Source organism: Actinomyces sp. HMSC065F12 (assembly GCF_001814535.1).
GTDB classification, from domain to species: Bacteria; Actinomycetota; Actinomycetes; order Actinomycetales; family Actinomycetaceae; genus Pauljensenia; species Pauljensenia radingae_A.
This window is the reverse complement of record NZ_KV816954.1, coordinates 1-24,923: the sequence shown is the minus strand read 5'-3', so window position 1 is coordinate 24,923 and position 24,923 is coordinate 1. Positions and strand designations below refer to the sequence as shown.

General features: G+C 58.5%; 18 protein-coding genes. 10 read left to right on the top strand and 8 right to left on the bottom strand.

The features are described 5' to 3' along the window. Positions 1-19: 19 nt before the first annotated feature. From HMPREF2975_RS02845 to HMPREF2975_RS02835, 3 genes are all read right to left on the bottom strand, one after another. On the bottom strand, positions 20-787 hold the full coding sequence (locus HMPREF2975_RS02845) for a VPDSG-CTERM exosortase interaction domain protein (RefSeq protein ID WP_070725631.1): 768 nt from the start codon (positions 785-787) through the stop codon (positions 20-22). Between the two features lie 4 nt (positions 788-791). Then, entirely contained in the window at positions 792-1,241 is a 450-nt protein-coding gene (locus HMPREF2975_RS02840) for an OsmC family protein (RefSeq protein ID WP_070725630.1), read from the bottom strand. 168 nt (positions 1,242-1,409) lie between these two features. Further along, on the bottom strand, positions 1,410-1,910 hold the full coding sequence (locus tag HMPREF2975_RS02835; protein WP_070725627.1) for a DUF2505 domain-containing protein: 501 nt from the start codon (positions 1,908-1,910) through the stop codon (positions 1,410-1,412). 67 nt (positions 1,911-1,977) lie between these two features. On the opposite strand from HMPREF2975_RS02835, the gene HMPREF2975_RS02830 reads away from it, so the two are divergent. Beyond that, a complete protein-coding gene (locus HMPREF2975_RS02830) occupies positions 1,978-3,441 on the top strand; it encodes a sensor histidine kinase (RefSeq protein ID WP_058236043.1) in 1,464 nt (487 codons plus the stop codon). Between the two features lie 113 nt (positions 3,442-3,554). Here HMPREF2975_RS02830 and HMPREF2975_RS02825 read toward each other — a convergent pair whose 3' ends face one another. Then, positions 3,555-3,803: a WhiB family transcriptional regulator gene (locus HMPREF2975_RS02825; RefSeq protein ID WP_058236042.1), complete on the bottom strand. Its 249-nt coding sequence runs from the start codon at positions 3,801-3,803 to the stop codon at positions 3,555-3,557. 254 nt (positions 3,804-4,057) lie between these two features. Next, positions 4,058-7,690, bottom strand: a complete 3,633-nt coding sequence (locus HMPREF2975_RS02820) for an FtsK/SpoIIIE domain-containing protein (RefSeq protein WP_058236041.1) — start codon at positions 7,688-7,690, stop codon at positions 4,058-4,060. Positions 7,691-7,885: 195 nt separating this feature from the next. On the opposite strand from HMPREF2975_RS02820, the gene ligA reads away from it, so the two are divergent. Continuing rightward, positions 7,886-10,483, top strand: coding sequence for an NAD-dependent DNA ligase LigA (ligA, locus tag HMPREF2975_RS02815; RefSeq protein ID WP_070725625.1), 2,598 nt, complete (start codon positions 7,886-7,888; stop codon positions 10,481-10,483). Here the strand turns inward: ligA and HMPREF2975_RS02810 are convergent. Next, positions 10,406-11,674: a phospholipase D-like domain-containing protein gene (locus HMPREF2975_RS02810; protein WP_058236040.1), complete on the bottom strand. Its 1,269-nt coding sequence runs from the start codon at positions 11,672-11,674 to the stop codon at positions 10,406-10,408. The two genes, ligA and HMPREF2975_RS02810, sit on opposite strands and share 78 nt — an antisense overlap. 109 nt (positions 11,675-11,783) lie before the next feature. Here HMPREF2975_RS02810 and gatC point away from each other — a divergent pair, with 109 nt between their 5' ends. From gatC to HMPREF2975_RS02780, 6 genes are all read left to right on the top strand, one after another. Continuing rightward, positions 11,784-12,080: an Asp-tRNA(Asn)/Glu-tRNA(Gln) amidotransferase subunit GatC gene (gatC, locus tag HMPREF2975_RS02805; RefSeq protein WP_058236039.1), complete on the top strand. Its 297-nt coding sequence runs from the start codon at positions 11,784-11,786 to the stop codon at positions 12,078-12,080. Beyond that, positions 12,080-13,588 carry an Asp-tRNA(Asn)/Glu-tRNA(Gln) amidotransferase subunit GatA gene (gatA, locus tag HMPREF2975_RS02800; RefSeq protein WP_058236038.1) on the top strand — a complete coding sequence of 503 codons (1,509 nt, stop codon included), beginning with the start codon at positions 12,080-12,082 and terminating at the stop codon, positions 13,586-13,588. The genes gatC and gatA overlap by 1 nt, the downstream gene beginning before the upstream one ends. Further along, complete coding sequence (gene gatB / locus HMPREF2975_RS02795) at positions 13,588-15,090, top strand: Asp-tRNA(Asn)/Glu-tRNA(Gln) amidotransferase subunit GatB (RefSeq protein ID WP_058236223.1); 1,503 nt, start codon at positions 13,588-13,590, stop codon at positions 15,088-15,090. The genes gatA and gatB overlap by 1 nt, the downstream gene beginning before the upstream one ends. A 282-nt stretch (positions 15,091-15,372) precedes the next feature. Continuing rightward, a complete protein-coding gene (locus HMPREF2975_RS02790; protein ID WP_058236222.1) occupies positions 15,373-16,926 on the top strand; it encodes a sugar ABC transporter ATP-binding protein in 1,554 nt (517 codons plus the stop codon). A 19-nt stretch (positions 16,927-16,945) separates the two neighbouring features. Continuing rightward, positions 16,946-18,340: an ABC transporter permease subunit gene (locus HMPREF2975_RS02785; RefSeq protein WP_082628447.1), complete on the top strand. Its 1,395-nt coding sequence runs from the start codon at positions 16,946-16,948 to the stop codon at positions 18,338-18,340. Positions 18,341-18,467: 127 nt separating this feature from the next. Further along, entirely contained in the window at positions 18,468-19,622 is a 1,155-nt protein-coding gene (locus HMPREF2975_RS02780; protein ID WP_058236037.1) for a substrate-binding domain-containing protein, read from the top strand. A 45-nt stretch (positions 19,623-19,667) separates the two neighbouring features. On the opposite strand, the gene HMPREF2975_RS02775 is transcribed toward HMPREF2975_RS02780, so the two are convergent. Beyond that, a complete protein-coding gene (locus HMPREF2975_RS02775) occupies positions 19,668-20,420 on the bottom strand; it encodes an ATP-binding cassette domain-containing protein (RefSeq protein WP_058236036.1) in 753 nt (250 codons plus the stop codon). Next, entirely contained in the window at positions 20,417-21,577 is a 1,161-nt protein-coding gene (locus tag HMPREF2975_RS02770) for an ROK family transcriptional regulator (protein ID WP_227469152.1), read from the bottom strand. Before HMPREF2975_RS02770 ends, HMPREF2975_RS02775 begins: the two co-directional genes overlap by 4 nt. 173 nt (positions 21,578-21,750) lie before the next feature. Between HMPREF2975_RS02770 and HMPREF2975_RS02765 the strand changes: the two genes are divergently transcribed. Together HMPREF2975_RS02765 and HMPREF2975_RS02760 are read left to right on the top strand one after the other, a co-directional pair. Beyond that, on the top strand, positions 21,751-22,965 hold the full coding sequence (locus HMPREF2975_RS02765) for an ABC transporter permease subunit (protein WP_058236035.1): 1,215 nt from the start codon (positions 21,751-21,753) through the stop codon (positions 22,963-22,965). 190 nt (positions 22,966-23,155) lie between these two features. Next, a complete protein-coding gene (locus tag HMPREF2975_RS02760) occupies positions 23,156-24,583 on the top strand; it encodes an NAD(P)-dependent malic enzyme (protein ID WP_058236034.1) in 1,428 nt (475 codons plus the stop codon). Positions 24,584-24,923 lie beyond the last annotated feature (340 nt).

The window sequence follows — 24,923 nt, the reverse complement described above, 5'->3', positions numbered from 1 at the left end:
TTCATTTGGCTTGATCGTATTATTCCTCATCAGGTAGGACGATCGCCTCGTACAGTTTATCATCTGCGGCAGGATCCTCAACCGGCTGCACATCGATCACAACGTCTTCAACGTTTTCCGAAGGTGCGGGTCCCAGCGCTGTCTGCACGCCCTCAACGACAGACTTGGCCATCGAGCGGCCCAACTGCCAGCCCACAACAGCTCCCACACCGAAGGGCAGCAGGCGTCCCAGTGTTGTGGTTGCAGCTTTCGAAACTGCCTTCTTGCGCAGCCACTTGGACAACAGACGGTTGAACTGCTGGGCGGTGCCCGTGCGAATCGACAGGAACGAGTTGCGGAACCAGGCCAAAGTCTGGATCCCGACCTGCGCCGTAATCATTTCCGCACCTTCCCGCCCAGTCAAGGCGGCCAGAACCAGTGCCGTGCGCTTGGCGGGATCCCTCAGATCAATGCCATACAGGTGCGCCACAGTCATCGCGTAGTGAGCAGACTCTGACACGAAGGCGGCAAGCTGAGCGCCCGATGCTGCTGCAGAAACTGCGGTGCCGGCACCAGGGTAGGCCGCCGCCGCACCTACAGCACCTGACTCCATCCCGATGCGCCGCAGGTACGAGCGGGTGGCGAGCTGAACCAGCTCGCCTGGAGCAAGGTCAGGGAACTGTTCACGCAGCTTGCGCGCCGCCTTTAAACTGGTTGCGTGAGGAACGTTCAGCGCCTTCTGCCACACACTTTCCGGCAGAGACAGCGGCATGCGTGAGCGCTCAGAATCTGAAAAACGAGGTGACATATCGTTACATTTTCTCTGATGTGAAAGTTGCCGAATAGGTGGCCGACTGTTCAACCGTATGGCCCACCGTACAGTTCTTGTGAATAGCGCGCGTGGCTCGTTCGATCAGGTCAGCGCGATCCTCATCGCTCAAGGCTGACAGGTCCTGCACCAATTCAACCTGGAACGATTCGTAGCGGTTCTCCTCTTTGTTGGAGACCGCGGAAACGCCGGTGAACTGCTGGAAGTCGTCACCAAGCACGGAGCTCAGACGCGAATCGGACGACATCGCATTGCATGCTGCCACGGCGATCTTCAAGAGCTCACCAGGAGTGAACTCTCCCGGTCCGTCTCCGATATTCACGGCCGCGTCGCGATGGTTGCGCGCAACGTATTGCCTTTTCCCAGTGCGCTCAATGAACAGTGACTCAGTTGGGCCGCCCTCGGCAGCCGGTGCCGTCGTATGTGTATCCATAGCTATATTGTTTCACTCTTGTTCGAGGAGGACCTTCTTTCGCCCTCGTTCATTTCCAAGGGCGAACATGCAGAGGTGATTTCCCTTAGGTCCTGGCCGGACTGAGCCTTGCCGGGTCAGGCAAGCGCGCCTCGTCGTCACCCTTTATCGGTGAGGTCGTGCCGATTCCTAACGGGCCTGATCCTGGTTCCATTTCTCAGCCAGGCCGACCTCAGCCTCGAAGATCCGGGAGATCTGCTTCATTGCCATATTCTCGATCGTCTTACCCACCAGTGGAATCTTGACGGTAAATTCGCCGTCCATCTGGCGCACAGCTTGCGCGTCATTGCCGGAAAGTTTCGAGGTGAAGTGGCCGCTCGCGTTCACGCCTTCGACGGTCAGCATGGTCGATCCCACCCGTTCGCGACCGCTGATCGGCTCCCACTGCTCCTTCATAGTGATGGCGGGTGACTTCTTGAGGAACCGCTGCGCCGCCGGGGGAAGCTGATTGACGTCAAGTGTGCACGAGGCTTCAATAAGGAGGCCTCCATCGGCGGTGGAATGCACATTGGCCTGAGGGTCAGTCACTCCGGGCTGATCCAGACGCGCGTAAGTGAACGCGGGATCTGCATACATCGCGTTGACCTTGTCAAAACCCAGGGGGTAGGCGTAGGTTTCGTTAATTCGCATAGTTTCTCCGCTCCGGTTTGCGTGTTCGAGGCACCCATAATGGCCTCCATACCACTACAGTGGTGCCATGCGTTCCCTGATGCAACTCGCCGGACAGGCTTCCTCGCGTGTCCTCGCGGAGCAGGATCTTGACTGGCTCCACCTCTTGCTTGCAGATTGGCAGGTTCTGGCCGATTTGGCTGCTGCCGACCTTGTCTTGTGGCTTCCCACCGATGACGGGCGTTTCATTGCTGTTGCGCACTGCAGGCCATCGACCGCTACGACGGTGCACCTCGATGACATTATCGGCCTGTATCTACCGGCCGCGCGCGAAGCAAACCTGCGCCAGGCAATGGAGACCAACTCGATTGTGGAGCCGTCAGGGACGCGCTGGGCCGGCACCTACTCCATGACGGAGGTGTGCGTCCCGATCAGTCACGGAGGCTCAGTCATTGCGGTCGTGACGTGCGAATCGAACCTGGCCTCACCGCGCCCGACCGTCGGGATGGGTGCCTGGACGCAGAATGCCTCGCGAATCCTGCTGGAGATGTGTGCGCGCGGTGAGTATCCCTACACGTCTACACCAACAGTTCTTGCGCACGGCGTGCCACGCGTTATGGATGGCGTGATTCTCATTGATGGTGACGGCACGGTTCAGGAGCTGACTCCTAATGCGAGCTCATGCCTGAGGCGCCTGGGGATTCGACACTCGGTCATTGGGCGCGTGCTGGCCGAAGACATCACAGACGTTATATCCAATGACGCGCTTGTTGAGGAAACACTGGCTGTCGTTGTGATGGGGCGGGCAGCGTGGCGCGTGGAGATCTCGGCGCACGCCTCGACAGTCAATATGCGCGCATTGCCTCTGACCAATGGGCGTCATCGTCTGGGGGCGGTCATCTTGACACGCGACGTGTCTGAGATGCGTCGGCGTGAAGAAGAGCTGATGACGAAAGATGCCACGATTCGGGAGATTCACCACCGCGTCAAGAACAATCTGCAAACCGTGTCGGCCCTGCTGCGACTGCAGGCCCGCCGCTCTGATTCGCAGGAAGTCAAGGATGCCCTCAAAGAGGCCGAACGCCGAGTGCAGTCCATCGCCACAGTTCACCAGGCGTTGTCGCACACGGTCGATGAGGAAGTTGATTTTGACGAGGTCGCCCGCTCCGTGTTGCGCCTGTCTGGCGCGGTTGCCTCAACGGACCATTCTGTTGAGGTTATTACGACGGGTAAATTTGGCGTGATCAGCGCGGATCAGGCTCAAGCCCTGGCCACAGTGCTCAACGAGCTTGTTGCCAATTCTGTCGAGCATGGTCTGGCAGGGCGAGACGGCGTGATACGCATCGATGCGCAGCGCGACCACGACAACGACAAACGTATGACGGTTCGCGTGATTGATAACGGCGTAGGATTTGAGCCAGGTACTCCACTCAGCGGCTTGGGCACGCAAATTGTGCGGCAAATGGTTCGAGGGGAACTGGGAGGCACGATCGAGTGGGAACCGGGAGAAGAATCGGGCACAGTTGTCACGCTGCGTCTACGCGTGGAGTGATACAGAGGTGTGCTCGGTGGAATGCGCGCTGTGAGGGCAGTGTTCGTGCACTGAATAAACGCGTAGCCGAGTTCGTGGTGAACCCGGCTACGCGTTGAAGTCAGTGAGGAGTTTCAGGAAGCGCGGCGTGCACGTGCGGCGCGGCGTTTCATTGAGCGGCGCTCTTCTTCGCTCAGACCGCCCCACACTCCGGAATCCTGGTTGTTGTCCATTGCCCACTGCAGACACACGGTCTCAACGGGGCAGTTATGGCATACAGCTTTGGCTTCCGCAGCTTGTGTCAGGGCTGGACCAGTATTGCCGATTGGGAAAAACAGCTCCGGGTCAACACTTAAGCAGGCTGCTTTACTCCGCCAGTCCATCTTCCCTCAAACTCCATTTCCGTTAACGTTTTGTTAAACAACTCGACGCTTAACGTATAACTTGTCGATAACTTGATCAATTGTCGACGAATCATCACCGAAGGGCAAGGGGAAAAAGGGCCCAACTCCCGTTTCACGCATGTGTCAATAGTCACGAGGATTTACGCGCGGCGGTGTGAGGGGACGAAAATGTGGAGAAGACCAGTGTGACGCGCGTGTCTCGAACGCCTGCGGATGACCGAAGCCGGTGTGCCTTAGGAATCGAAAGGTCTGGATCTTTCCTGAAGAAGGGCTGTGTTGAGACGGAAGCGCTCAACTCGTCCTGCATGCATAATGATCCCATTGTGAGCTCCCCACCGCTCCGCACGAACAGCGACAGGAACGCTGCGCGCGACCTGTGCCAATGCTCGAATCAAATCAGGTGACGGATCCAGCGCGATCACTGTGTCATGCGCGTGTGAGCGTAGTTGTGTCCACTGATGAGATCCAAGCAGCGTGATCTGGGCTGGATCAAAGCCTGGCCGACAATCGCGTGGGCCTGACACCATATGCCAGTGCGTCTCGAGAATGCGGCGCGCATCCTCCAGATCATCACCGATCAGCACGCACGACCCGTGCGGATAAGAGAGTGACTCAAGTGAGGCTCCTACCCAGCCCAGACATGGCGCAGCGGGCTCCCCGTTCCCTGCTGGAGCTGTCCTATCTGCTCGCTGCGCCTTGCCCTCCGCCTTATCTCCTTCTGTCAGCTCGGCCCCTTCTGTCGACAATGCTGTGTCAGGGCGAGTCCGCAGCATTGAAAGAGGGGCATTCAAAGACAGCACCGTCCACGGCTCCGCACTCTCAGTGACAGAGGCTGCATGTGTGTCGCGCTCGGCATTGGTGGGGATCGCGTGGGGGAGTGCACATAACACCCCTGTCAGGTCAACAGGTTCACCGATTCGTCCGTCGCATGAGGAGCGGATACGTGACGGAAGAGAGGCAAGAATGAAATGGCCATCGTGGCGAGTGAGCGGTGTGCGCACACCAAGTCCTGCGCGCAGCGCTTCATCTGACGAATGGGCTGCGACAAAACGGGTAGAAAAAGCTGAACTGCAGCTTCCCCCGGTGCCAAACTCACCCGGAGTTGCGGCAACGATGGTGATACCGCTGGCGCGAGCCTGCGACAAGCACTCACTCCACACAGTGTGTGCCGTGCCCGCTGACAGCACGCGGTCCAACGATCGCATCATGTCGGGAACATCGGTGACGATCAGGACGGATGGGCCGTGTGCCGCAATGCCGGTGAGCAGGTGCGTAACGGCGCCTGCATCATCGAGTGAGAGACGGGAAGCAAACAGCTGCGTGCTCATCGCGTGGCCGGCCAGCGATGTGCTGTCACACAGGTGGATTGGTATCCCGCGAGCTTGCCCGATCCTCACGCCCAGCGCCTGTGCACACTGCGCCAGATCAGCGCTGCGATAGTGAGGCCCTTCCAAGCGGATATGCCCATCCTCAAAGAGCACGTTGTAATGGCGTCCGATATCGATCCCATCAGCCACCCCAATCGCAATGCGCCGATCAGCCTCCCCGCTGCATCCACGTACTGCCACCTGGCTAAGGTAGGTGGCGTCAACCTCGTGCCATGAAAGGGGCGAGGGAAGCTCGGGCGCCCATAGAGGCGGGCAGTCATTTTCACGCCCCCACCTGTCGCGCACGCGCCGAACCACCCGCTCTATGTCACCACAGTACGCAAACTGTATGTGCGTCCCACCATTGATAAGCGCACGACCAGAGTGACGAGGAAGTGAAGCAGCTGCCGGGGTGCCGATCGCATCGAGCGAATCTGCCTCGGTGGCACAGCGCAATGCGATGCGAATGTCAATGTTGGAGCGCATGGCCGGCGTGATCGCCCCTGACGGGCGCTGGGTCGCAGCAATGAGATGCAATCCCAGGGAGCGTCCCTGGGCAGCCAGCCTGACCAGCGCATCCAAAGTGTCGGGATGCGAATCAGCGAGGACCCGGAACTCATCGATCGCGATAATGATGCGCGCGGGAGGTTCGGGCGCCGCGCCTCGGCAATGAGCCTCATGCCAGCGGCGAATGTCGGGAAAGCCGAGGCGCGCAAGGTCGCGTTCGCGTTCTCGCAGGAGCGATGACAGTCCTCGAATCGCCCGACTCGTGGCATCAGGCTCTAGGTCTGTCAGGACCTGGCGGGTGTGGGGCAATCGCGTCAATGGCGTGAATGTGGCTCCTCCCTTGTAGTCAATGAGGACGAGTTGCACCTGACGCGGGCTGAAGCGTTCACACATCTGCGCCAGCCACGTCGTCAGCGCTTCCGATTTTCCAGATCCCGTTGTGCCGGCAAGCAACGCGTGAGGACCGTCTGAGACAAGGTCAATGCTGACGAGTCGGTGTCCGTCGTGTCCGATGGGTACGCGCAGGCACTGAGAGTGCGATTCGTCCGGCTCCCACTGAGCAAGGTCCTCCCATGTTACCGAGTCCGGAACACTGTTGTGGGTGCCTTCATCAGCGGACTCGGTGCACGTATCCCACCATCGGTCAGTTACGAGGACGTGGTTCGGGCGAATGATGTGGTCACACCATTCGGGTAAATCTGCATATCCTGCTCCAACACCAATATGTACCACGCGCCGACCATCTCCAGCACGTCTCAGTTCGGATACGCCTCTATCTGCACATGCCACGCAGGCGGACCCGCGGACAATGTGAATGTCGATTGCGGGCGAACCGATGCGGCGCGCGTGACTATCTGGATTGATGATGCGGGCGCCGCCCAGTCGGGCAGCGATTTGAGCTGCCCACCAGTAGGCACCCGACACAGCGTGCTCCCCAATGAAACCGACGACACGCACCTGCGCTCGCTCTCCAGTTCGGCGCGAATGGCCCCGACGCATCGGCGCGCGTCGGGGCCCTGAAACGAGGAAGACAGGTGCAGGTGACGAGCCGTATATCTCGCTCAGATTCAGCTCCAGTGCAGGGGATTTTCCAGGCATGCCGGGCCACACAGGGAGTGCATCTGGCAACGTACGATCCCCGCTGCCGCTGTGTTTGTCTGGAGACGACAACGGCGCCGAAGATGAGTGCGAATCGCCGCGAGGCAGTGCGCTGAGCGCGACGGCGAGGGAGGCTGCGTCGTAGTGCCTCCAGAATCTCCGACTCCTGAGTAAGCGAAGCGCGAATATTCCTGCCACCAGCGCCACCGCCACACCCAATGCGCCGACCAGCCACCCACGCGCAGCACCTCCCCACATGGACAGGCGCCACACCATCATGGGGATGAACAGCATCATGGGGATGATGCCCCATCGCACGAACCGATTGCGAACGGGGTCAGGCTGTGGCCAGGAGGAGTTGAGAGGCCTGGCACGCACCTCGAATTCGTTTCCACCAGCGAAAATACGATGCCCCACTGATAGGGGCAGCGCACGTGTGCCGACTTGTCGAGAAAAGCGCCGCGGAAGCATGCCGACGAGGGGGAGGCGCCGCGCCACACGTGTTCCGTTGGTGGAGTCGCAATCGGTGATGGACAGTTGTGCGCGCTCGCGGCGCAGCCAGGGCCATCGGGGTACGTGATCTGATCGCACTCGTCGTGTAAGTGAGCGGGCCACGGCACCGTGTTCCTCAAGAAAAGCGTGCGTGCGGGACAAATGTTGCGAGGTCAGACCGTGCCCATCTGCTCTGCCAATCAGCGTACAGGCTTCGATCGGCACCACCAGTCCCACATCCGGACCACTCACGCACGCCAGATGAAAAGCTGTCTTTAACGGGTGAGCGGCAGCCGCAGTGTCGTCCTCTCCGGCCGGCGCTATTTCAGCGCGGGTGAATTTCGCCGCGCGTGCGGGTGCGTCCTCTCGTTCGCGAAGCATAGGAAGTGTCAACGTCGTCATGTCAACATGGTGATGTCCTCACCGCCGCGCCTCCACTCAGATGACCTGGACTGTGGACAGGCAGTAACACGCGTACGCCCTGTGGATAACAGTCGCCCTCCACAGCACCTACGTCGATTCGCGCAATTCGCGCCCAGACATCCACAGGTCGCCCTCGTCGACCAGCCGGAACGCGAACAGTGGAACAATAGTCGTATGGAAGATCAGCATGCCGCCACCGCGGGCACCCCCGCAGCTCAGCCGCCCAGCATCTCGCAGAGCTCCCAGTCCGATCAGAGCGTCCCACCGTCGGCACGCGAGCAGTGGGTCGACCTGGTTGAACGGATCGAGCAGGCACGCCACGACTACTACGACAAGGATGCGCCTCAACTGAGCGACGCGGACTACGACACCCTCTTCCGCCAGCTGGAGGACATAGAGCGCACCTACCCGCAGCTATCAGGACCTGACTCGCCTACGGCCACGGTCGGTGGCACACGCAGCGAAGCATTCGCGCCGGTCGAGCATGCAGAACCCATGATGTCGCTCGAGGACGTCTTCTCGCTGGACGAACTGCGCTCGTGGTGGCAGCGCACGATTGACGAGGTTGGCTCTGCGAGTACCGCGATGACGACGGAAGTTAAAATCGACGGCCTGGCAGTGTCGCTGCTGTATCGAAACGGGTTCCTCATCCAGGCGGCAACCAGGGGTGATGGGCGCGTGGGTGAAGATGTGACCGCGAATGTGCGCACTATTTCATCCATTCCGCATGTCCTGTCCGGCGGTCCGCACCCTGAAATGGTGGAAATTCGCGGCGAGATCTACATGCCGTTGGAAGACTTTGCGCAGATTAACGAGCAGCGCGCTCGCGCGCACAACGAGTACGCGGAAAAACTTGAGCAGTATCGTGCTGGAGAACTGAGTCGTCAGCCCCACAAGCCTCCGGCACCTTTTGCCAACCCACGCAACGCTGCAGCCGGATCACTACGGCAAAAAGATCCGGCGATCACTGCGCAGCGCTCGCTCGCTCTGTTGGCGCACGGCATTGGCGCTATCGAGGCTGGTGAGTCTTTCACCGCCCCTACACACCTGTTCGGCTGGTACGAGCTGTTCCAACAGTGGGGAATCCCGGTGTCGCCTCACACGCGGCTGGTGCATTCCTATGACGAGATTGCTCAACGCATTGACGAGCTGGGTGATCAGCGTGCCGGACTGGATCATGAGATCGACGGCGTCGTGATCAAAGTTGACGATCAGGGGCTTCAGCGTCAGATGGGGGCCACCTCGCGCGTGCCGCGATGGGCAATTGCCTACAAGTTCCCACCTCAGGAAGTCACGACGCGCCTGCTCGACATCCACGTCCAGGTTGGACGCACGGGTCGCGTCACGCCCTACGCGGTGATGGATAAGGTGTTCGTGTCCGGCTCGCATGTGCAGAGAGCGACACTGCACAACGCGGGCGAGGTGGCGCGCAAGGGAGTGTTGATCGGTGACCTGGTGATTGTGCGCAAAGCGGGAGATGTCATCCCTGAAATTGTTGGACCGGTGGTGGACGAACGGGATGGAACTGAGCGGGAATTCGTCATGCCGACCGAGTGCCCGTCGTGCGGCAGTACGCTCAGGGCCGAGTCTGAAGGCGATGCGGACCTGCGCTGTCTGAATCGCGCGCTGTGCCCGGCGCAGCTGACTGAACGCATTGAACATATTGCGTCACGGTCCGCATTGGACATCGAGCATCTGGGGGCTGAGGCCGCCCTCGCGCTGACGCAGCCTGAGAACCATCGTGACGAGGTCGCGGCGGCGCTGATTGCGGGGCATCGAGTCGTGCTCGAAGACGGCACGCACATTGTGCTCACCGACGTTGACCACTTAAGTCACGGTGAGCAGATGGAAGCGGCAAATGCGATGCTGCCATCCGCTCAGGACCCGGTTGTCACCTCTGAAAGCGAAATCTTTACGCTCACCGCCGATGATGTGAAAGATGTGATGATCTGGCGCCAGGTACCTTCCAGCGAGGACTGGGCGTACGTCCACTTCTTCTGGACACAGCCGTGGGTCACCAGGACGCGGTCAGAAAACAAGGTGAAGATCAAGTTCCGCGAACCGGCTGAGTCTCGCCCTCGTGACACGCTGACGCAGATGCTCGAACTCATGGACAGGCAGGCACGCACTCAGCCACTGTGGCGCGTGCTGGTTGCACTGTCGATTCGCCACGTCGGCCCCACGGTCGCCAGGAAACTGACAGCGGCAATGCCCTCGATGGAGGCGATTTCCTCGGCCAGTGAAGAACAACTCAGCGCAATCGACGGGGTAGGCCCGATCATTGCGCGCGCGATTGGTGACTGGTTCGCACAGCCTGACAATCAGGAGATTGTGCGCCGGTGGGCAGCCTCAGGGGTGCGCATGCACGACAGTGACGAGGGTGGATCCGCATCCACTCACGCAGCCACGCTGGAAGGACTGACGATCGTCGTCTCCGGATCGGTGGAAGGGTACACGCGTGACAGCGCGAAGGAAGCCATCACGGATCGGGGCGGGCAGGCAACCAGCTCGGTCAGCAAGAAAACGTCACTGGTTGTGGCAGGCCCTGGGGCCGGGTCAAAAGTGGCGAAAGCCGAAGAACTCGGCGTCCCGATTCTTGACCAGTCCCGCTTCGACGAACTGCTGGCACGCGGTATGAGTGTCCTCGAAGAAACTGACGCGCAGGCTGACGAGGCACACGCTGCTTCAGTCGACTCAGACGACCCACTCGAAGGGGTGGAGGAGCCGCTCAATGATGCGGGTGGGCAGGCCTCGTCTCTCCCACTCTTCTAGCGTCAGCTGCCTGGACGTCGTGAGGTCTTTGGCGAAGATCTCTTCCATGCGCTCTGCCAAAGCGGTGGAACGGAACTGCAGATTGACTTCAAAATTGCCCTGCATCGACAGGCGATCGATGTTGGCAGTACCAATCGTTGACCAGTGCGAATCAATCGTCATGGTCTTGGAGTGGATCATGGCGTGCTGATACAGCCAGATTTCAATACCGTTGCGCAGCAGCTCTCCGTAGTAGGGGCGCGCAACCCAGTCCGCCATGATGTGGTTGGAATATTCAGGGATCAGCACCTTCACGCGCACGCCTCGCTGCGCAGCCGCAACCAGGTTGTGCAAAATTTCCTTATCGGGAATGAAGTAAGCAGTGGTGATCAGGATCTGGTCACGCGCGCGGTCAATGGCATCCAGGTACAGGCCCCGCACGGGGAACAGTAATCGTGAGGGCAGATTGAATTCGGCACTGATGGGTGGGAACCAGTCCTTAACCCCGCCGTCAGGTAGAGCCGGCTGCCACGGCCGCTTGAAATGATTCCAGAATTCAGCGAACCCGTCCGCCAACTCCATCACCGCCGGACCGGTGATACGGACGTGAGTATCTCGCCATTCGATGCCGAAACGCTCACCAATGTTGTAACCACCAACGAAGCCGTACTTCCCGTCGGTGACGAGAATCTTGCGGTGATCACGCCCTGTCTTGCGCAAATTAAGCGTGAACAGGCCCGAACGAATCTCAGGGATACGCCGGTGGAACAGGTTCGGGTGCCTGGGGAAAATCTTGAACAGTGGATTCTGATTCAGCACTCCGAAACCGTCGTAAACGATGTAGACCTGAACGCCTCGATCAGCAGCGGCATAGAGTGCATCCTTGAAGGCGCGTCCAATCTCGTCGGCCGCCCAGATGTAGGTCTCAAAGCAAATCGACTCACGAGCCTCGTTGATCGCGTCCAGCATGTCGGTATAAAGCGACTCGCCCTCGGTGTAGGTTCGCACAACGTTCGAATCGATTTGGACATCGCTGGGGGGCAAAGTGGGGAAGCCGTGACGGCCACCGGGAATACGTGCGATTCGGACTCGGTCAACGGCATGAACCGTGACGACGGCAGCAGCTTGCGCAACGAGCAGCCCGATACCGACACCTTTGAGAATCTTCCACCCCGTCTGGTGGTTTAAACGCCACTTCCGTGCAACTGCCATGCCGTTAGCCTAATTCCTTCCCGACAATTTGAGAACTTATACATGTCAGACACGTGCCTTCGGGCCCGCTGGGTCGAATATCTGCTTCGTGCCACATAGAATTGGCACCATGTCACGCATCAGTACTGAAGAAGTCGCCCGCGTCGCCGGGCTGGCCAGGATTGCGCTGACGCAAGAAGAAATCGAGCGCTTCGCCGGTGAACTTGACGTCATCGCTACATCCGTTGCACAAGTGTCCGAAGTTGCCACCCCTGACGTTCCCGCAACGTCGCACCCCATTCCGTTGGCGAATGTGTGGCGCGAAGACGAAGTCGGCCCCACCCTCGACCGTGATGAGGTTCTGGCGCAGGCACCGGCTCAGGACCGCGGAATGTTCCTCGTCCCGCAGATTCTCGAGGAGGACTGATGAACGACCTGCTCAAGAAATCCGCACTCGAACTCGCCGACATGCTCGAGGCAGGTCAGATCACATCCGTTGAACTGACGACAGCATGCCTGGACCGGATCGACGCTCTGAATGAACACGTCAACGCCTTCCTGCATATTGACCGCGAGGGTGCCCTCGAAACAGCTCGTCGCGTTGACGAGCGCCGCGCAGCGGGGGAGAAGCTCCATCGCCTTGCAGGCGTCCCCATCGCAGTGAAAGACAACATGGTCGTACGTGGCATGCCCACCACCTGTGCCTCCAGGATCCTCGAGGGATGGCTGCCACCGTACGACGCAACTGTCGTCGAAAAGATTCACGAGGCCGGCCTGCCGATCGTCGGCAAGACCAACATGGACGAATTTGCCATGGGATCCTCAACTGAGCACTCCGCATATGGCGCAACAGGAAACCCGTGGGATCTTGGCCGTATCCCCGGCGGATCCGGCGGCGGGTCAGCTGCCGCTGTCTCAGCGTTCATGGTGCCGCTCGCCCTCGGCTCCGATACTGGCGGGTCGATCCGTCAGCCAGGTGCAGTGACGGGAACTGTGGGGGCAAAGCCCACCTACGGTGCGGTTTCACGTTACGGTCTGGTTGCGATGGCCTCGTCGCTCGATCAGATCGGGCCTGTCACCCGCACAGTTGCGGACGCTGCCGCCTTGCAGGAACTCATCGGTGGTCACGACCCACACGATTCCACATCCTTGACTGACCCGGTGCCGCCCCTTGCTGACAGTGTGCGCGCCGTGGCAGACCGTGGCAGCATTGCCGGACTGAAGATCGGCGTCGTGACGGAACTGTCCGGCGAGGGGTATGAACCCGCGGTGCTCGACGCGTTCAACGCCAGTGTGGAGGCCCTCAAGAACGCAGGCGCTGAAGTCATCGAAGTGTCCTGCCCGAGCTTTGCATACGCGCTCGCGGCCTACTACCTGATCATGCCGGCCGAGGCATCCTCGAACCTGGCACGTTTTGACGGCATGCGCTACGGCATCCGTGTTGAACCCGCCGAAGGTAATGTCACAGCCGAACGCGTCATGGCTGCTACCCGCGAGGCTGGTTTCGGTGATGAGGTCAAACGCCGCATCATTCTGGGCACTCACGTCCTGTCGGCCGGTTACTACGACGCGTATTATGGATCCGCGCAGAAAGTCCGCACCCTCGTGCAGCGCGATTTTGCGCGCGTCTTCGAACAGGTCGACGTCCTCGTCTCGCCGACCGCGCCGACCGTCGCCTTCGAGATGGGTGGAAAGATCAACGACCCGATGGCGATGTACCTCAACGACATTGCCACCATTCCGGCCAACCTTGCAGGCGTCCCCGCAATGACGATTCCGAATGCCGTGACCGAACAGAATCTGCCCGTCGGATTCCAGGTGATTGCACCGGCACGTCATGATCAGAAGATGTACGAGGTGGCAGCGCTTGTTGAACTGCTCAGCGATGATGTTGCGGGCAGATGCCCGGCTGCCGACTGGAAGGTGAGCGAATGATGGAAGACCTCATGGATTATGAAGACGCGGTCAAACAGTTCGACCCTGTTCTCGGTATCGAGGTTCACGTCGAGCTGGGCACGAAGACCAAGATGTTTGACGCTGCGCCCAACGCGTTCGGTGGCGACCCGAACACCTTTGTTACGCCAGTGTCCCTCGGATTGCCAGGTTCCTTGCCGGTCGTCAACCACAAGGCTGTTGAATACGCCATCAAGATTGGCCTGGCACTGAACTGTGAAATCGCGGAGTACTGCCGTTTTGCCCGAAAGAACTACTTCTACCCGGATCTGACGAAGGCATTCCAGACTTCGCAGTACGATGAGCCGATCGCGCACGACGGTTATGTCGACGTCGAACTCGAAGACGGCGAAATGTTCCGCGTCACCATCGAACGTGCTCACATGGAAGAAGACGCTGGCAAGAACACCCACGTCGGCGGCGCGGACGGCCGTATCCACGGTGCCGACCACTCGCTGGTGGACTACAACCGCGCCGGCGTGCCCCTGGTTGAGATCGTCACGCGTCCAATCGAAGGCGCCGGCGAACGCGCTCCGGAGGTTGCCGCAGCATACGTGCGCTCACTGCGTGACATTTTCCGCACGCTGGAAGTCTCGGAAGCTCGAATGGAACGCGGAAACGTGCGCGCCGACATTAACGTGTCGCTGCGTCCCAGCCCCGATGCGCCGCTTGGCACGCGCTCAGAGACGAAGAACGTGAACTCTTTCCGCGGTATCGAGCGCGCTGTCCGATTCGAAATTCAGCGCCACGCTGCGATCCTGTCGGCGGGAGGCACAGTCATCCAGGAAACGCGCCACTTCCACGAGGAGGACGGGTCGACCTCGTCAGGCCGCGAGAAGTCTGATGCGGAAGACTACCGCTACTTCCCTGAACCAGACCTGGTTCCGCTTGCTCCGTCGCGCGAATGGGTCGAGCAGTTGCGCGCCGAGCTGCCTGAATTGCCGGTAGCGAAGCGTCGGCGCCTGCGCACCGAGTGGTCTTATTCGGATAAGGAAATGCGCGACGTCGTCAATGCCGGAGCGCTTGAGCTGATCGAAAGCACTGTTGAGGCCGGTGCCTCACCTGCCGCTGCACGCAAGTGGTGGATGGGTGAGCTGGCACGCACGGCGAAGCAAAATGAGGTTGCGTTGGAGGATCTGACGGTCGCACCCGAGCAGATTGCGCAGCTTCAGAAGCTCGTTGACGATGGACGCCTGACCGATAAGCTTGCCCGCCAGGTCCTCGAAGGTGTCCTGGCCGGCGAGGGCGATCCCGAGCAGGTCGTGCAGGCGCGTGGCCTTGAGGTGGTCAGTGACGAGGGCGCACTGACGTCTGCCGTTCAGGAAGCACTTGACGCCAATCCCGACGTCGTTGAGAAGATCAAGGGTGGCAAAGTGAAGGCCGCTGGCGCCCTGGTCGGAGCAGTGATGAAGGCGACTCGAGGCCAGGCCGACGCTGCGCGCGTGCGTGAACTCATCATGGAAATGGTGGGTGTCGAGGAGTAAAACCCGACCGATTTCAGCCCCTGGAGTGGGAATGTGAGGTGGCGGCGGAGCTGGCAGGCTCTGCCGCCACCTTCTTGCGTTAGCGGCTACTGTAATGAAGGGAAGAGACGCGGTGGTCTCTGCTGACATTCCACCATATGTGCGCGGCGACAATATTTGGATTTAAAAGTTAAACACAAATGCGTAAATTGACTTCATGAAGTGAAACTGGCGTGTATTGTGGTGGTGCCTGAGGGCATTGCAGCTCGCGGCATCACAGTCCATCAGTTCACTGGAGAACGAATGATCGATGAAGCACAAGACACGCTCCTGGAGATGAAGCACATCACCAAGGCGTTCCCCGGAGTCATCGCACTCGACGATGTCAATCTAAGAGTGCGTCGCGGCGAGATTCACGCAATTTGCGGGGAAAACGGCGCAGGTAAATCCACATTGATGAAAGTTCTGTCCGGTGTGCATCCCCACGGCACCTACGACGGCCAGGTTGTATACAACGGTGAGGAAATGAGGTTCGCGACAATTCGCGACTCTGAAAGAACCGGAATCGTCATCATTCACCAGGAACTTGCTCTCATCCCGACATTGTCGATAGCGGAGAACATGTTCCTGGGAAATGAGGTTCGCAGCAGTTTCGGAATTGACTGGCACCAGACACGACTGCGGGCAGCCCGATACCTGGCGGAGGTTGGACTGGACGAGTCGCCGGATGAGCTGATTTCGAACATCGGGGTCGGCAAGCAGCAGCTCGTTGAAATCGCGAAAGCTCTTGCCAAGGACGTCCGACTGCTGATTCTGGATGAGCCGACCTCTGCGCTGAATGAGGAAGAATCAGCACATCTACTGGAGCTCATGCGCAAGCAGCGCGGTCGTGGAATCACCATGATCATGATCTCGCATAAGCTCGACGAAATCGCCCAAATCGCTGATTCAGTCACGGTCATTCGTGATGGGAAAACCGTGGGATACATTGACGCACAGAATTCACCGATCGACGAGGATCACATCATTCGTCTCATGGTTGGGCGTCCGCTTGACCGCCGCTTCCCCGAACGTGAATCGCACCCCGGTGACATTCGATTTGAAGTGGATGACTGGTGGGTTCGCCACCCTGTCGCCGCAGATCGATGGGTATGCAAGGGATCGAGTTTCTATGTCAGGGCAGGGGAAGTGGTCGGCTTTGCGGGCCTGATGGGTGCCGGGAGGACTGAGCTGGCGCGCTCCATTTTCGGCCGATCTTACGGAGTGTGGGAATCGGGCAGTATGAAGATCGACCACCAGCCAGTTAAGGCTGATACCGTACCTCGCGCCATCGAAGCGGGACTGGCTTACTTGCCTGAAGACCGCAAGACCCTCGGATTGAACCTGCTGGACGTTATATACGAGTCCGTTATCTCGGCACGCCCGGAAAAAATCACCCATAACGGGATCATGAATATTGACGAAGGGGTCATGGCAGCCGAGCAATATCGTAAAGAATTGCAAATCAAGACCCCATCTGTCATGACAGGGGTCGGCACGCTGTCCGGCGGGAACCAGCAAAAAGTGGTTTTAGCGAAGTGGATGTTCACTGACGCCGACGTCATGATCCTCGACGAGCCAACCCGTGGGATTGATGTGGGCGCCAAGTATGAGATTTACACCTTCATTCAGCAACTCGCCGCTGCAGGAAAAGCTGTGATCGTCATCTCTTCTGAATTGCCCGAACTTTTGGGAATCACCGACCGAATCTACACGATTTTCGAAGGTCAGATCACCGGCGAGATGCCGTCGGATCAGGCAGACCAGGAAACACTCATGCACCTCATGACCTCATCAACAACACCCCAGTCCGCGTAGCAGGAGAAAAGGACACACTATGAAAAAGAATTTTCGCGCTCTTTTCGGGGGCGATTTTCGACAATTTGCGATGATCGCAGCGCTACTGGTGATCGTCGTGTTTTTCCAGGTCTTTACGGGCGGCAAAGTCCTGCAATCACAGAACCTCATGAACCTGATCATGGGCAACGCATACGTGCTGATCCTGGCGATGGGGATGGTACTGGTCATCATTGCCGGGCATATTGATTTGTCGGTGGGATCGGTAGCAGCCTTCGTTGGCATCATCGTTGCCAAATTGACGACTGAATCCGGGTTGCCGCCTGTTGTCGGCTTGCTGGTAGGACTGGGCGTTGGCATCCTCGTGGGATGCTGGCAGGGTTTCTGGGTAGCCCAATGGGGAATCCCGGCGTTCATCACAACCCTGGCGGGCATGATGCTGTTCAGAGGCGCCAACCAGTTCATTGGGAAATCCATGACAGTACCTGTCCCTGAGCTTTTCCAGACCCTTGGCGCGGGCTATATGCCCGATATTGCTCCAGATGTCTTAGCCTTTAACTTGCCGACGATGGTCCTTGCTGTTCTGATCGTCGCCGCGCTGGCATGGGGCGAATTTAACCGTCGGCGCAAGAGCCTCCGGGCCCAGTCAGATGTGCCGCCACTGTGGGTACCGATTGTGCGTCTTGTCGTCGTAGGCGGTGCCATCCTGGGCGTGATGTGGCTCTTCGCTACAGGCAGGCCAGGCACGTCGTTCCCGATACCAGGACTCATCGTGGTTGTCCTTGTCATCATTTTCCACTTTATTTCGACACGCACAATCATCGGACGGTCCGTCTATGCGATTGGTGGCAACCGTGCTGCAGCAGCTTTGACAGGCATCCGCGTCAAACGCACGAATTTCGCTGTCATGTGTACCTCCTCCGTTCTAGCCGCTATCGCAGCGATGGTGTTTATCGGCCGATCCACCTCATCGGGGCCTCAGGACGGAAATATGTGGGAGCTCGATGCGATCGCAGCCTGCTTCATCGGCGGCGCATCCGTGTGGGGCGGAATTGGAACTATCGGTGGAACGATGGTAGGCGCTCTGGTAATGGCATTTCTGAACAACGGTCTTCAGCTGCTGGGCGTGGGCTCTGACTGGACACAGATCATTAAGGGACTCGTTCTGCTCCTGGCCGTCGCAGTTGACGTCTACTCCAAGCGTCAGGGCAAGCGCTCGCTGATCGGTACGTTCCAAAACGCGATACGAAACAGGCGAGCCATCGAATCGGCGGAGAATTCTCCTGGCAGCAGCCCGGCAAAATTAACTGCCGGCTCGCCAACCATTGACGAAGCGGACGAGTCAGCCCTCATGCAAATCAGTAACGACGCTGGAAAAACATCGGTCGATCCTGTCACGAAAGGAGAATCGCCTACGGGCAGTTCACCTGCCTGATCCATGAAACCAAACAGATGCTTGTCGGCAAACTCACGCGGTTGGAGTGGATCAAACGTTCCGAGCGCGCGTGGATTCTCACAGACGAGCATTCACTGACAGACTCACTTATCGAAAGAAGGAAGACATGAAACCTCTCAAGAAAATTGCGACGGTCTGCGCAGTTTCCACCCTCGCCTTTGCTATGAGTGCGTGCGGTGGACGAGGCGGGGGCACCTCGGATCAATCCGGTGTTGCTGCGGACTCAGGTGCGTCAGGAGAATCGGCGGGAAGCGCCGGTGGGGATATTTCGTTGGGCATCGCTATGCCGCAAAAGACGTCCCAAAACTGGGTTGAAGCCGAGCAAATGTTTAAAGATGACTGTGCCGAAGCAGGCATCACGTGTACCTTGCAATTCGCAAATGGCGGTGTCGCCGAACAACAGAACCAGATTGCCGCAATGATTGAGAACGGCGTTGATGTTCTGTTGATTGGCGCTATCGACGGGTCCCAACTGGGCACACAGCTTCAACAGGCGAAGTCGGCGGGCATCCCCGTCATCGCCTACGACCGACTCTTGACGAATACCACGGACGAGGACTACTACATCGCCTACGACAACTACGGTGTTGGTAAGCTGCAGGGCCAGGCACTGCTGGAAGGACTTGAGGCGAAGGGTACGCCCACGCCCTGGGATATTGAACTATTTGGCGGCTCGCCCGACGATTCGAATTCCTTGAAATTCTTCAACGGTGCGATGGAAGTGCTTCAGCCCAAGATCGATGACGGTACCCTGGTTGTGAAATCTGGCCAAAACGATTTCACCAAGGTCGCAACTCAGGGGTGGAAGCCCAATAACGCGCAGGATCGCATGTCTTCGTTGCTGACGTCCACCTATCAGGGGGATGAAGTTCCCGACGGTGTACTCTCGCCCAACGACACACTGGCGCGCGCAATCATCACCGCCGTTGAGCAGGCTGGAAAACCTGTTCCAGTAGTGACGGGTCAGGACTCTGAAGACGAATCTGTAGGCTGGGTTGTCCAGGGCAAGCAATATTCCACGATCTTCAAGGACACTCGTCTCCTGGTCAAGGGCGCCATTCAGCTGGCTATGGAGGCAGCACAGGGAAATGCTGACCCAACCGTTGACGGCGCGACTGTGGACAAAGAACAGTATGAATCCATGGAAGGTCATGCTGTCACGTCCTTCCTGCTGACTCCGCAGATTGTTACTCAGGACAATGCGGAGGAGATCTACAAGGACGACGCCCACCGCATGGAGCTCGTCAACGCAGCCAAGTAGACGTTCTGTCATCGACGAGGGCGGCCTGTGGGTCGCCCTCGTCCCTTATCTGGGGGACTGAACACGTGTTGCTCCGGTCATGGCAGCAATGATGTCTTCGTAGGAGGTGGAGCGGGCGTTGAACGAGCCGTTGTTGCGCCCGTGACGGAGGACTTCGACGCGATCAGCTGTTGCACGCACGTCCGTGAGATTATGCGAAATGAAAATGACGCCCAACCCGAGATCCCTCAGATGCTCAATGTAAGTCAGTACCTCAGCCGTTTGAGTCACAGAAAGTGAAGCGGTTGGCTCATCAAGGATGACTATTTTCGGGTGTGCGACCAGTGTGCGCGCGATCGCCACACACTGACGCTGTCCTGCTGACAATTGATAGAGCGGCGTATGGACATCGGGGATTCTCGAATTCAACGATTCCAGATACTCGCGGGCTAATGCGTCCATCGCGTCGTCGTCTAGTAAGTGCGAGGTGCGCATTTCGTTTCCGAGAAAAATATTGGCCGTCACATCGAGGTTGTCGCACAGTGCCAGTTCCTGGAACACTGTGGCGATGCCGAGCTGGTGAGCATGCGACGTTGACGAAATCGTGACAGGTTCGCCGTCGATCACGATGCGTCCACGTGAGGGAGGATAAACTCCGGCAATCATCCGTGCCAACGTTGATTTGCCTGCCGCATTATCGCCAACGAGCGCCACGACCTCATGTCGGTGAACTGTCATGGAGACGTCGACGAGCGCTTCGACGCCGCCGAAGAAGCGGCTGACGTTGCTGATTTCCAGAAGCGGAGCGGATGTTCTCATGACATCTCCTCGTGGCTGGAGCGATGGCCGAACGTGTCCATGGCGAGGGCGAAAGCACCGATCACCTCTGAGCGCGGTCCAAGCTGCGCGGGAACGACGTGGATACCTGCCTGAGTAAGCAGGGGGCGGTTGTTGACTGCATCGCGGATAGGGTCGATGAGGATGTCGCCAGTTTGCGCCAGTTCTCCTCCGATGGCGATTACTTGCGGATCAGACCACGTCGCCAGATCTGCCAATACAGATCCGAGGGTCGCTCCCGCATCTGAAATCGCCTGGCGGCACCCGGCATCTCCGTCGTTGGCCAGTGCAATGACATCTCGCAAGGTGAGGTCGCCTCGTGAGAAGCGAAGGGAATCGATCAAAGCGTCGGCGCCGACAACTGTGTTCAGACACCCTCGTGCGCCGCAGCGACAAATGGGGCCATGAGGGGCGACCTGAATATGTCCTATTTCGCCGACGGTGCCGTGGGCGCCGCGGTAAAGCTGGTGGTTGATCAGTACGCCTGCGCCGGTTTGGTAAGAGACCCGTGCATAGATGCTGTTGGCGGCCCCACGGAGTGCGCCGTAGCGACTTTCAGCGAGGGCACCTACATTCGCGTCGTTGTCAACAACGACTTCGCTTCCTAAGCGACGCGAGAGCACGTCGCGCACGTCCACGTTTTCCCAATCGCGCATGATGCCGGGAATCGTGATCTTGGTGTTCGAGGGGTCAATAGGGGCCGGCAATGCAACTCCGATGCCGACCAGTTCGTCAAGAGTGGCTCCAATTTTGTCTGTCAATTCCAGGATCAGCAAAGCGGTCCGGTCAAGGGTCGTGTCAACGCGATGATCTATTGGCAAAGGTAGAGACTGATCGGTTCGTGCACGTCCTGTAGCATCCGAGATCGTGATATGCAGCGCACGTCGGCCGATATAGACGCCAGCTGCCAGTCCGGTTTCGCGGGCTAGCGTCACCAGCTGAGCACGCCGACCTGATCTGATGGTGTTGCGTGTTTCAACTATTCCCTGCGACTGAAGTACTTTGACGATGTTGGAAATCGTTGCAGGTGACAGTCCCGTTGCGCTGGCAAGTTCGACTTGTGTGATCTGCCCATAGCGCTGCACAGTATCGATCACGCGCGCTGAATTCGCTTCACGTAAGGATACTTGGGAACCCACGGGTCCACTTGTCACACTCACGTAATCACGGTACCAAACCACGATGCCTAAACCTCGGGATCGCTGTGAAACGTGGCGCGCATGTCACAGAGTGCGCCGAGCGTTTAGGATGAAAATGGCAGTATCCATTTCGGAAGAACTCAAAGGTGCGTATCGCCCAGGTAGGAGACGCGATGAGCTTGTACCGTCGCTTGTTTGGTGAGCACACGCAGCTACACCTCATGGTCGCTTTGCTCATCGCTCTGACGTTGTTCTTCAATATCGCTACGTCAGGACGGATGCTGACGGCGCAGAATGCATACAACCTACTGGCCGGTAACGCCTATATTTTAGTGCTTGCCATCGGGATGCTCATGGTGATTGTCATCGGCCAAATCGACTTGTCGGTGGGATCTGTTGCGGGCTTCGTCTCGATGACGGTGGCCTTGCTTTTTGAAGGGATGGGCGTGCCATGGTGGCTCGGACTTGTCTGCGGACTTCTGATAGGTGGACTGATCGGAGTGTGGAACGGGATATGGATCTCGCGTGTAGGGATCCCGGGGTTCATCGTGACACTGGCAGGAATGATGCTCTTTCGGGGAGCGATTGTGTGGGAGTCGCGTTCACTGTCGTTCCCGCTGCCTCGTGAGTTCCAGGTTCTGGGCGCTGGAACGCTGCCTCAATGGGGACCGTCATGGACGGGGATGAATAATTCAACGCTGCTGGTCGGTGTGGTAACGGCCTCGGTTTTGGTCGTCAATGTGATTCGTCGGTATCGGCGTCGTGTCGTTCGCGGAGCCATTGAAGCTGAACTCTGGATCCCTGCAGTGCGCTGTGCGCTCATCATGGTCGCTGTGGGAGCACTGACATGGCTTTTCGGAGGCGACACCTCGACGAGTGCTTTCCCCGTTCCCGGGCTGCTCCTGCTCATCCTCGTGTTTGCATATGTGCTGCTCACTGAGCACACTGCGTTCGGCCGGCACGTATATGCAGTAGGTGGAAATGCTCATGCCGCGGCCTTGTCCGGCGTTAATACCCGCGCAGTCCAATTCGCTGTCATGGTCAACATGGGCGTTCTTGCAGCGTTGGCCGGAATGATGTTTGCTGGTCGAGCGACAGCTGCCGGTCCCCAGGACGGCACCCTGTGGGAACTCGATGCGATCGCTGCAGTCTTTATTGGCGGCGCAGCAGTTTCCGGGGGCGTAGGAACGGTGACGGGAGCTGTACTTGGAGGACTGGTGATGGCGGTACTCAACAATGGTCTTCTCCTATTGGGGGTCCCTTCTGACCGAAGTCAGGTGATTAAGGGCCTCGTCCTGCTCATGGCGGTGGCATTTGACATGTACTCGCGTAGACGTTTTGACGTGTCATTGTCGTCCCGCCTGTTTGCCGCGCAGGTGAGGCGCTGACTCATCGGGTTTGCGGACAGCGCCGCTGAGCTGGGGTGTGTGGATGCGCCGATCAGTCTTCGCCTGTTGAGCGCGAAGATGTCCACATAGTGCGATCGTTAACACCGTCGTTCCGAAAGGCTTGTACGATACAAAACGAACGAACTGACATACCGCGTGAACATTACGCTTTTGAGGAATGATTGTTTGTATGCGTACTTCTCCGTCATATACCGCCTCCTACAGGCTTGAATTTGATGAATCACAAGCGTCCATCGCCACCATCATCGATACGGTGACCGCCACAGGTGCCCAGGTGAAGGGATTCGATGTCGCGGATTCAGATCGCGGCCATATGACCATTGATCTGACTTGCGATATGCGTGATTCAAACCATCGACGCGAAGTGGAAGCTACCCTCGACGCCCTGCCTGGCATTCATACTGCAGCCGTGTCAGACCAGACCTTCCTCGCTCATATCGGCGGAAAAATCGCCATCGCTCCGCGCGTCCCGCTGCGTAACCGCGACGACTTGTCGCGCATCTATACCCCGGGTGTGGCTCGTGTATGCACTGCCATTCACGACATGCCGGAAAAAGCCCACCTGTTGACCATGAAGTCCAATACGGTGGCCGTCGTTTCAGACGGGACGGCTGTGCTGGGGCTGGGAGACATTGGTCCTGCTGCTGCGCTTCCAGTGATGGAGGGCAAGGCGGTCCTGTTCAAACAGTTCGGTGGTGTGGACGCGTGGCCAGTCGTCCTCGACACAAAGGACACCGAGGAAATCATCTCGATTATCAAGGCGATCGCACCGGCCTATGCGGGCATCAACCTGGAGGACATTTCAGCACCTCGCTGCTTCGAGATTGAGGAACGCCTGCGCGAGGAACTTGATGTTCCGGTTTTCCACGACGATCAGCACGGCACCGCGATTGTTGTCCTGGCAGCTTTGCTCAATGCGCTCAAGCTGGTGGACAAGAAGATTGACGAGGTCCGCATCGTTGTGTCGGGTGTGGGGGCCGCCGGGTCAGCGATTATCCGTCTCCTGATGGCTCAGGGAGCAAAGGATATCGTGGGGTATGGCCGCACTGGAGCGCTGTGTGCGGATAACGTTGCAGGCATGCATGCTTCGCGTCGCTGGCTTGCTGAGCATACGAACCCGCGTCGGGTAACCGGCAACCTTAAGGATGGTCTGCGCGATGCTGATGTGTTTATCGGTGTCTCACACGGCGGCCTGATTACCGGCGAAGATGTGGCGACGATGGCTGATGACGCGATTGTCTTCGCGCTTGCCAACCCGACACCCGAGGTTGACCCGCTCGATGCCGCTCGATACGCACGCATCGTTGCGACGGGGCGTTCCGATTACGCTAACCAGATCAACAACGTGCTGGCTTTCCCAGGGCTGTTCCGCGGGTTGCTTGATGCGAAGGTCTCCCAGATTACGACGGAAGTCCTGAGGGTTGCCGCCGTGGCGATCGCATCCGTCATTTCGGATGACGAGCTTTCGCCCAGCTACATCATTCCCGGTGTCTTTGATGACCGCGTGCCGGTGGCCGTGTCCAAGGCGGTTCGCCAGGCTGTTCGTGATCTTCCCACCGTGGACATTCCGAACCAGGAGCACCTGGGTACTCGCTGAGTACAGTGCAAGCGCGCGTGGCCGCTTTCGTTGATCGTGCATCAGGATTGACGAGGGCGGCCGCCGCATGTTCCACGCACTTCACTATGAGTGGAGACCGTGGAACGGTCGCGACCCGGAGGAGTCGTTTTCGTTGGAAATAAGCGCTTTTGATTCAATGTGTCGATGCTCACCCTGCCAAAGTTTGACCTCGAGTGGCAAGGTGAGTATATTTAATTCTCGCCGCTGATGGTGGAGCCGAGAGGTTCTGGTGTTAGTGGTTTTACTACGCTAGAGGGCTTTCTTAAAAGTTCTTGACCGTATGTAGGTGTTGTTTGTGAACTCGATAGTGTGTTTGTTT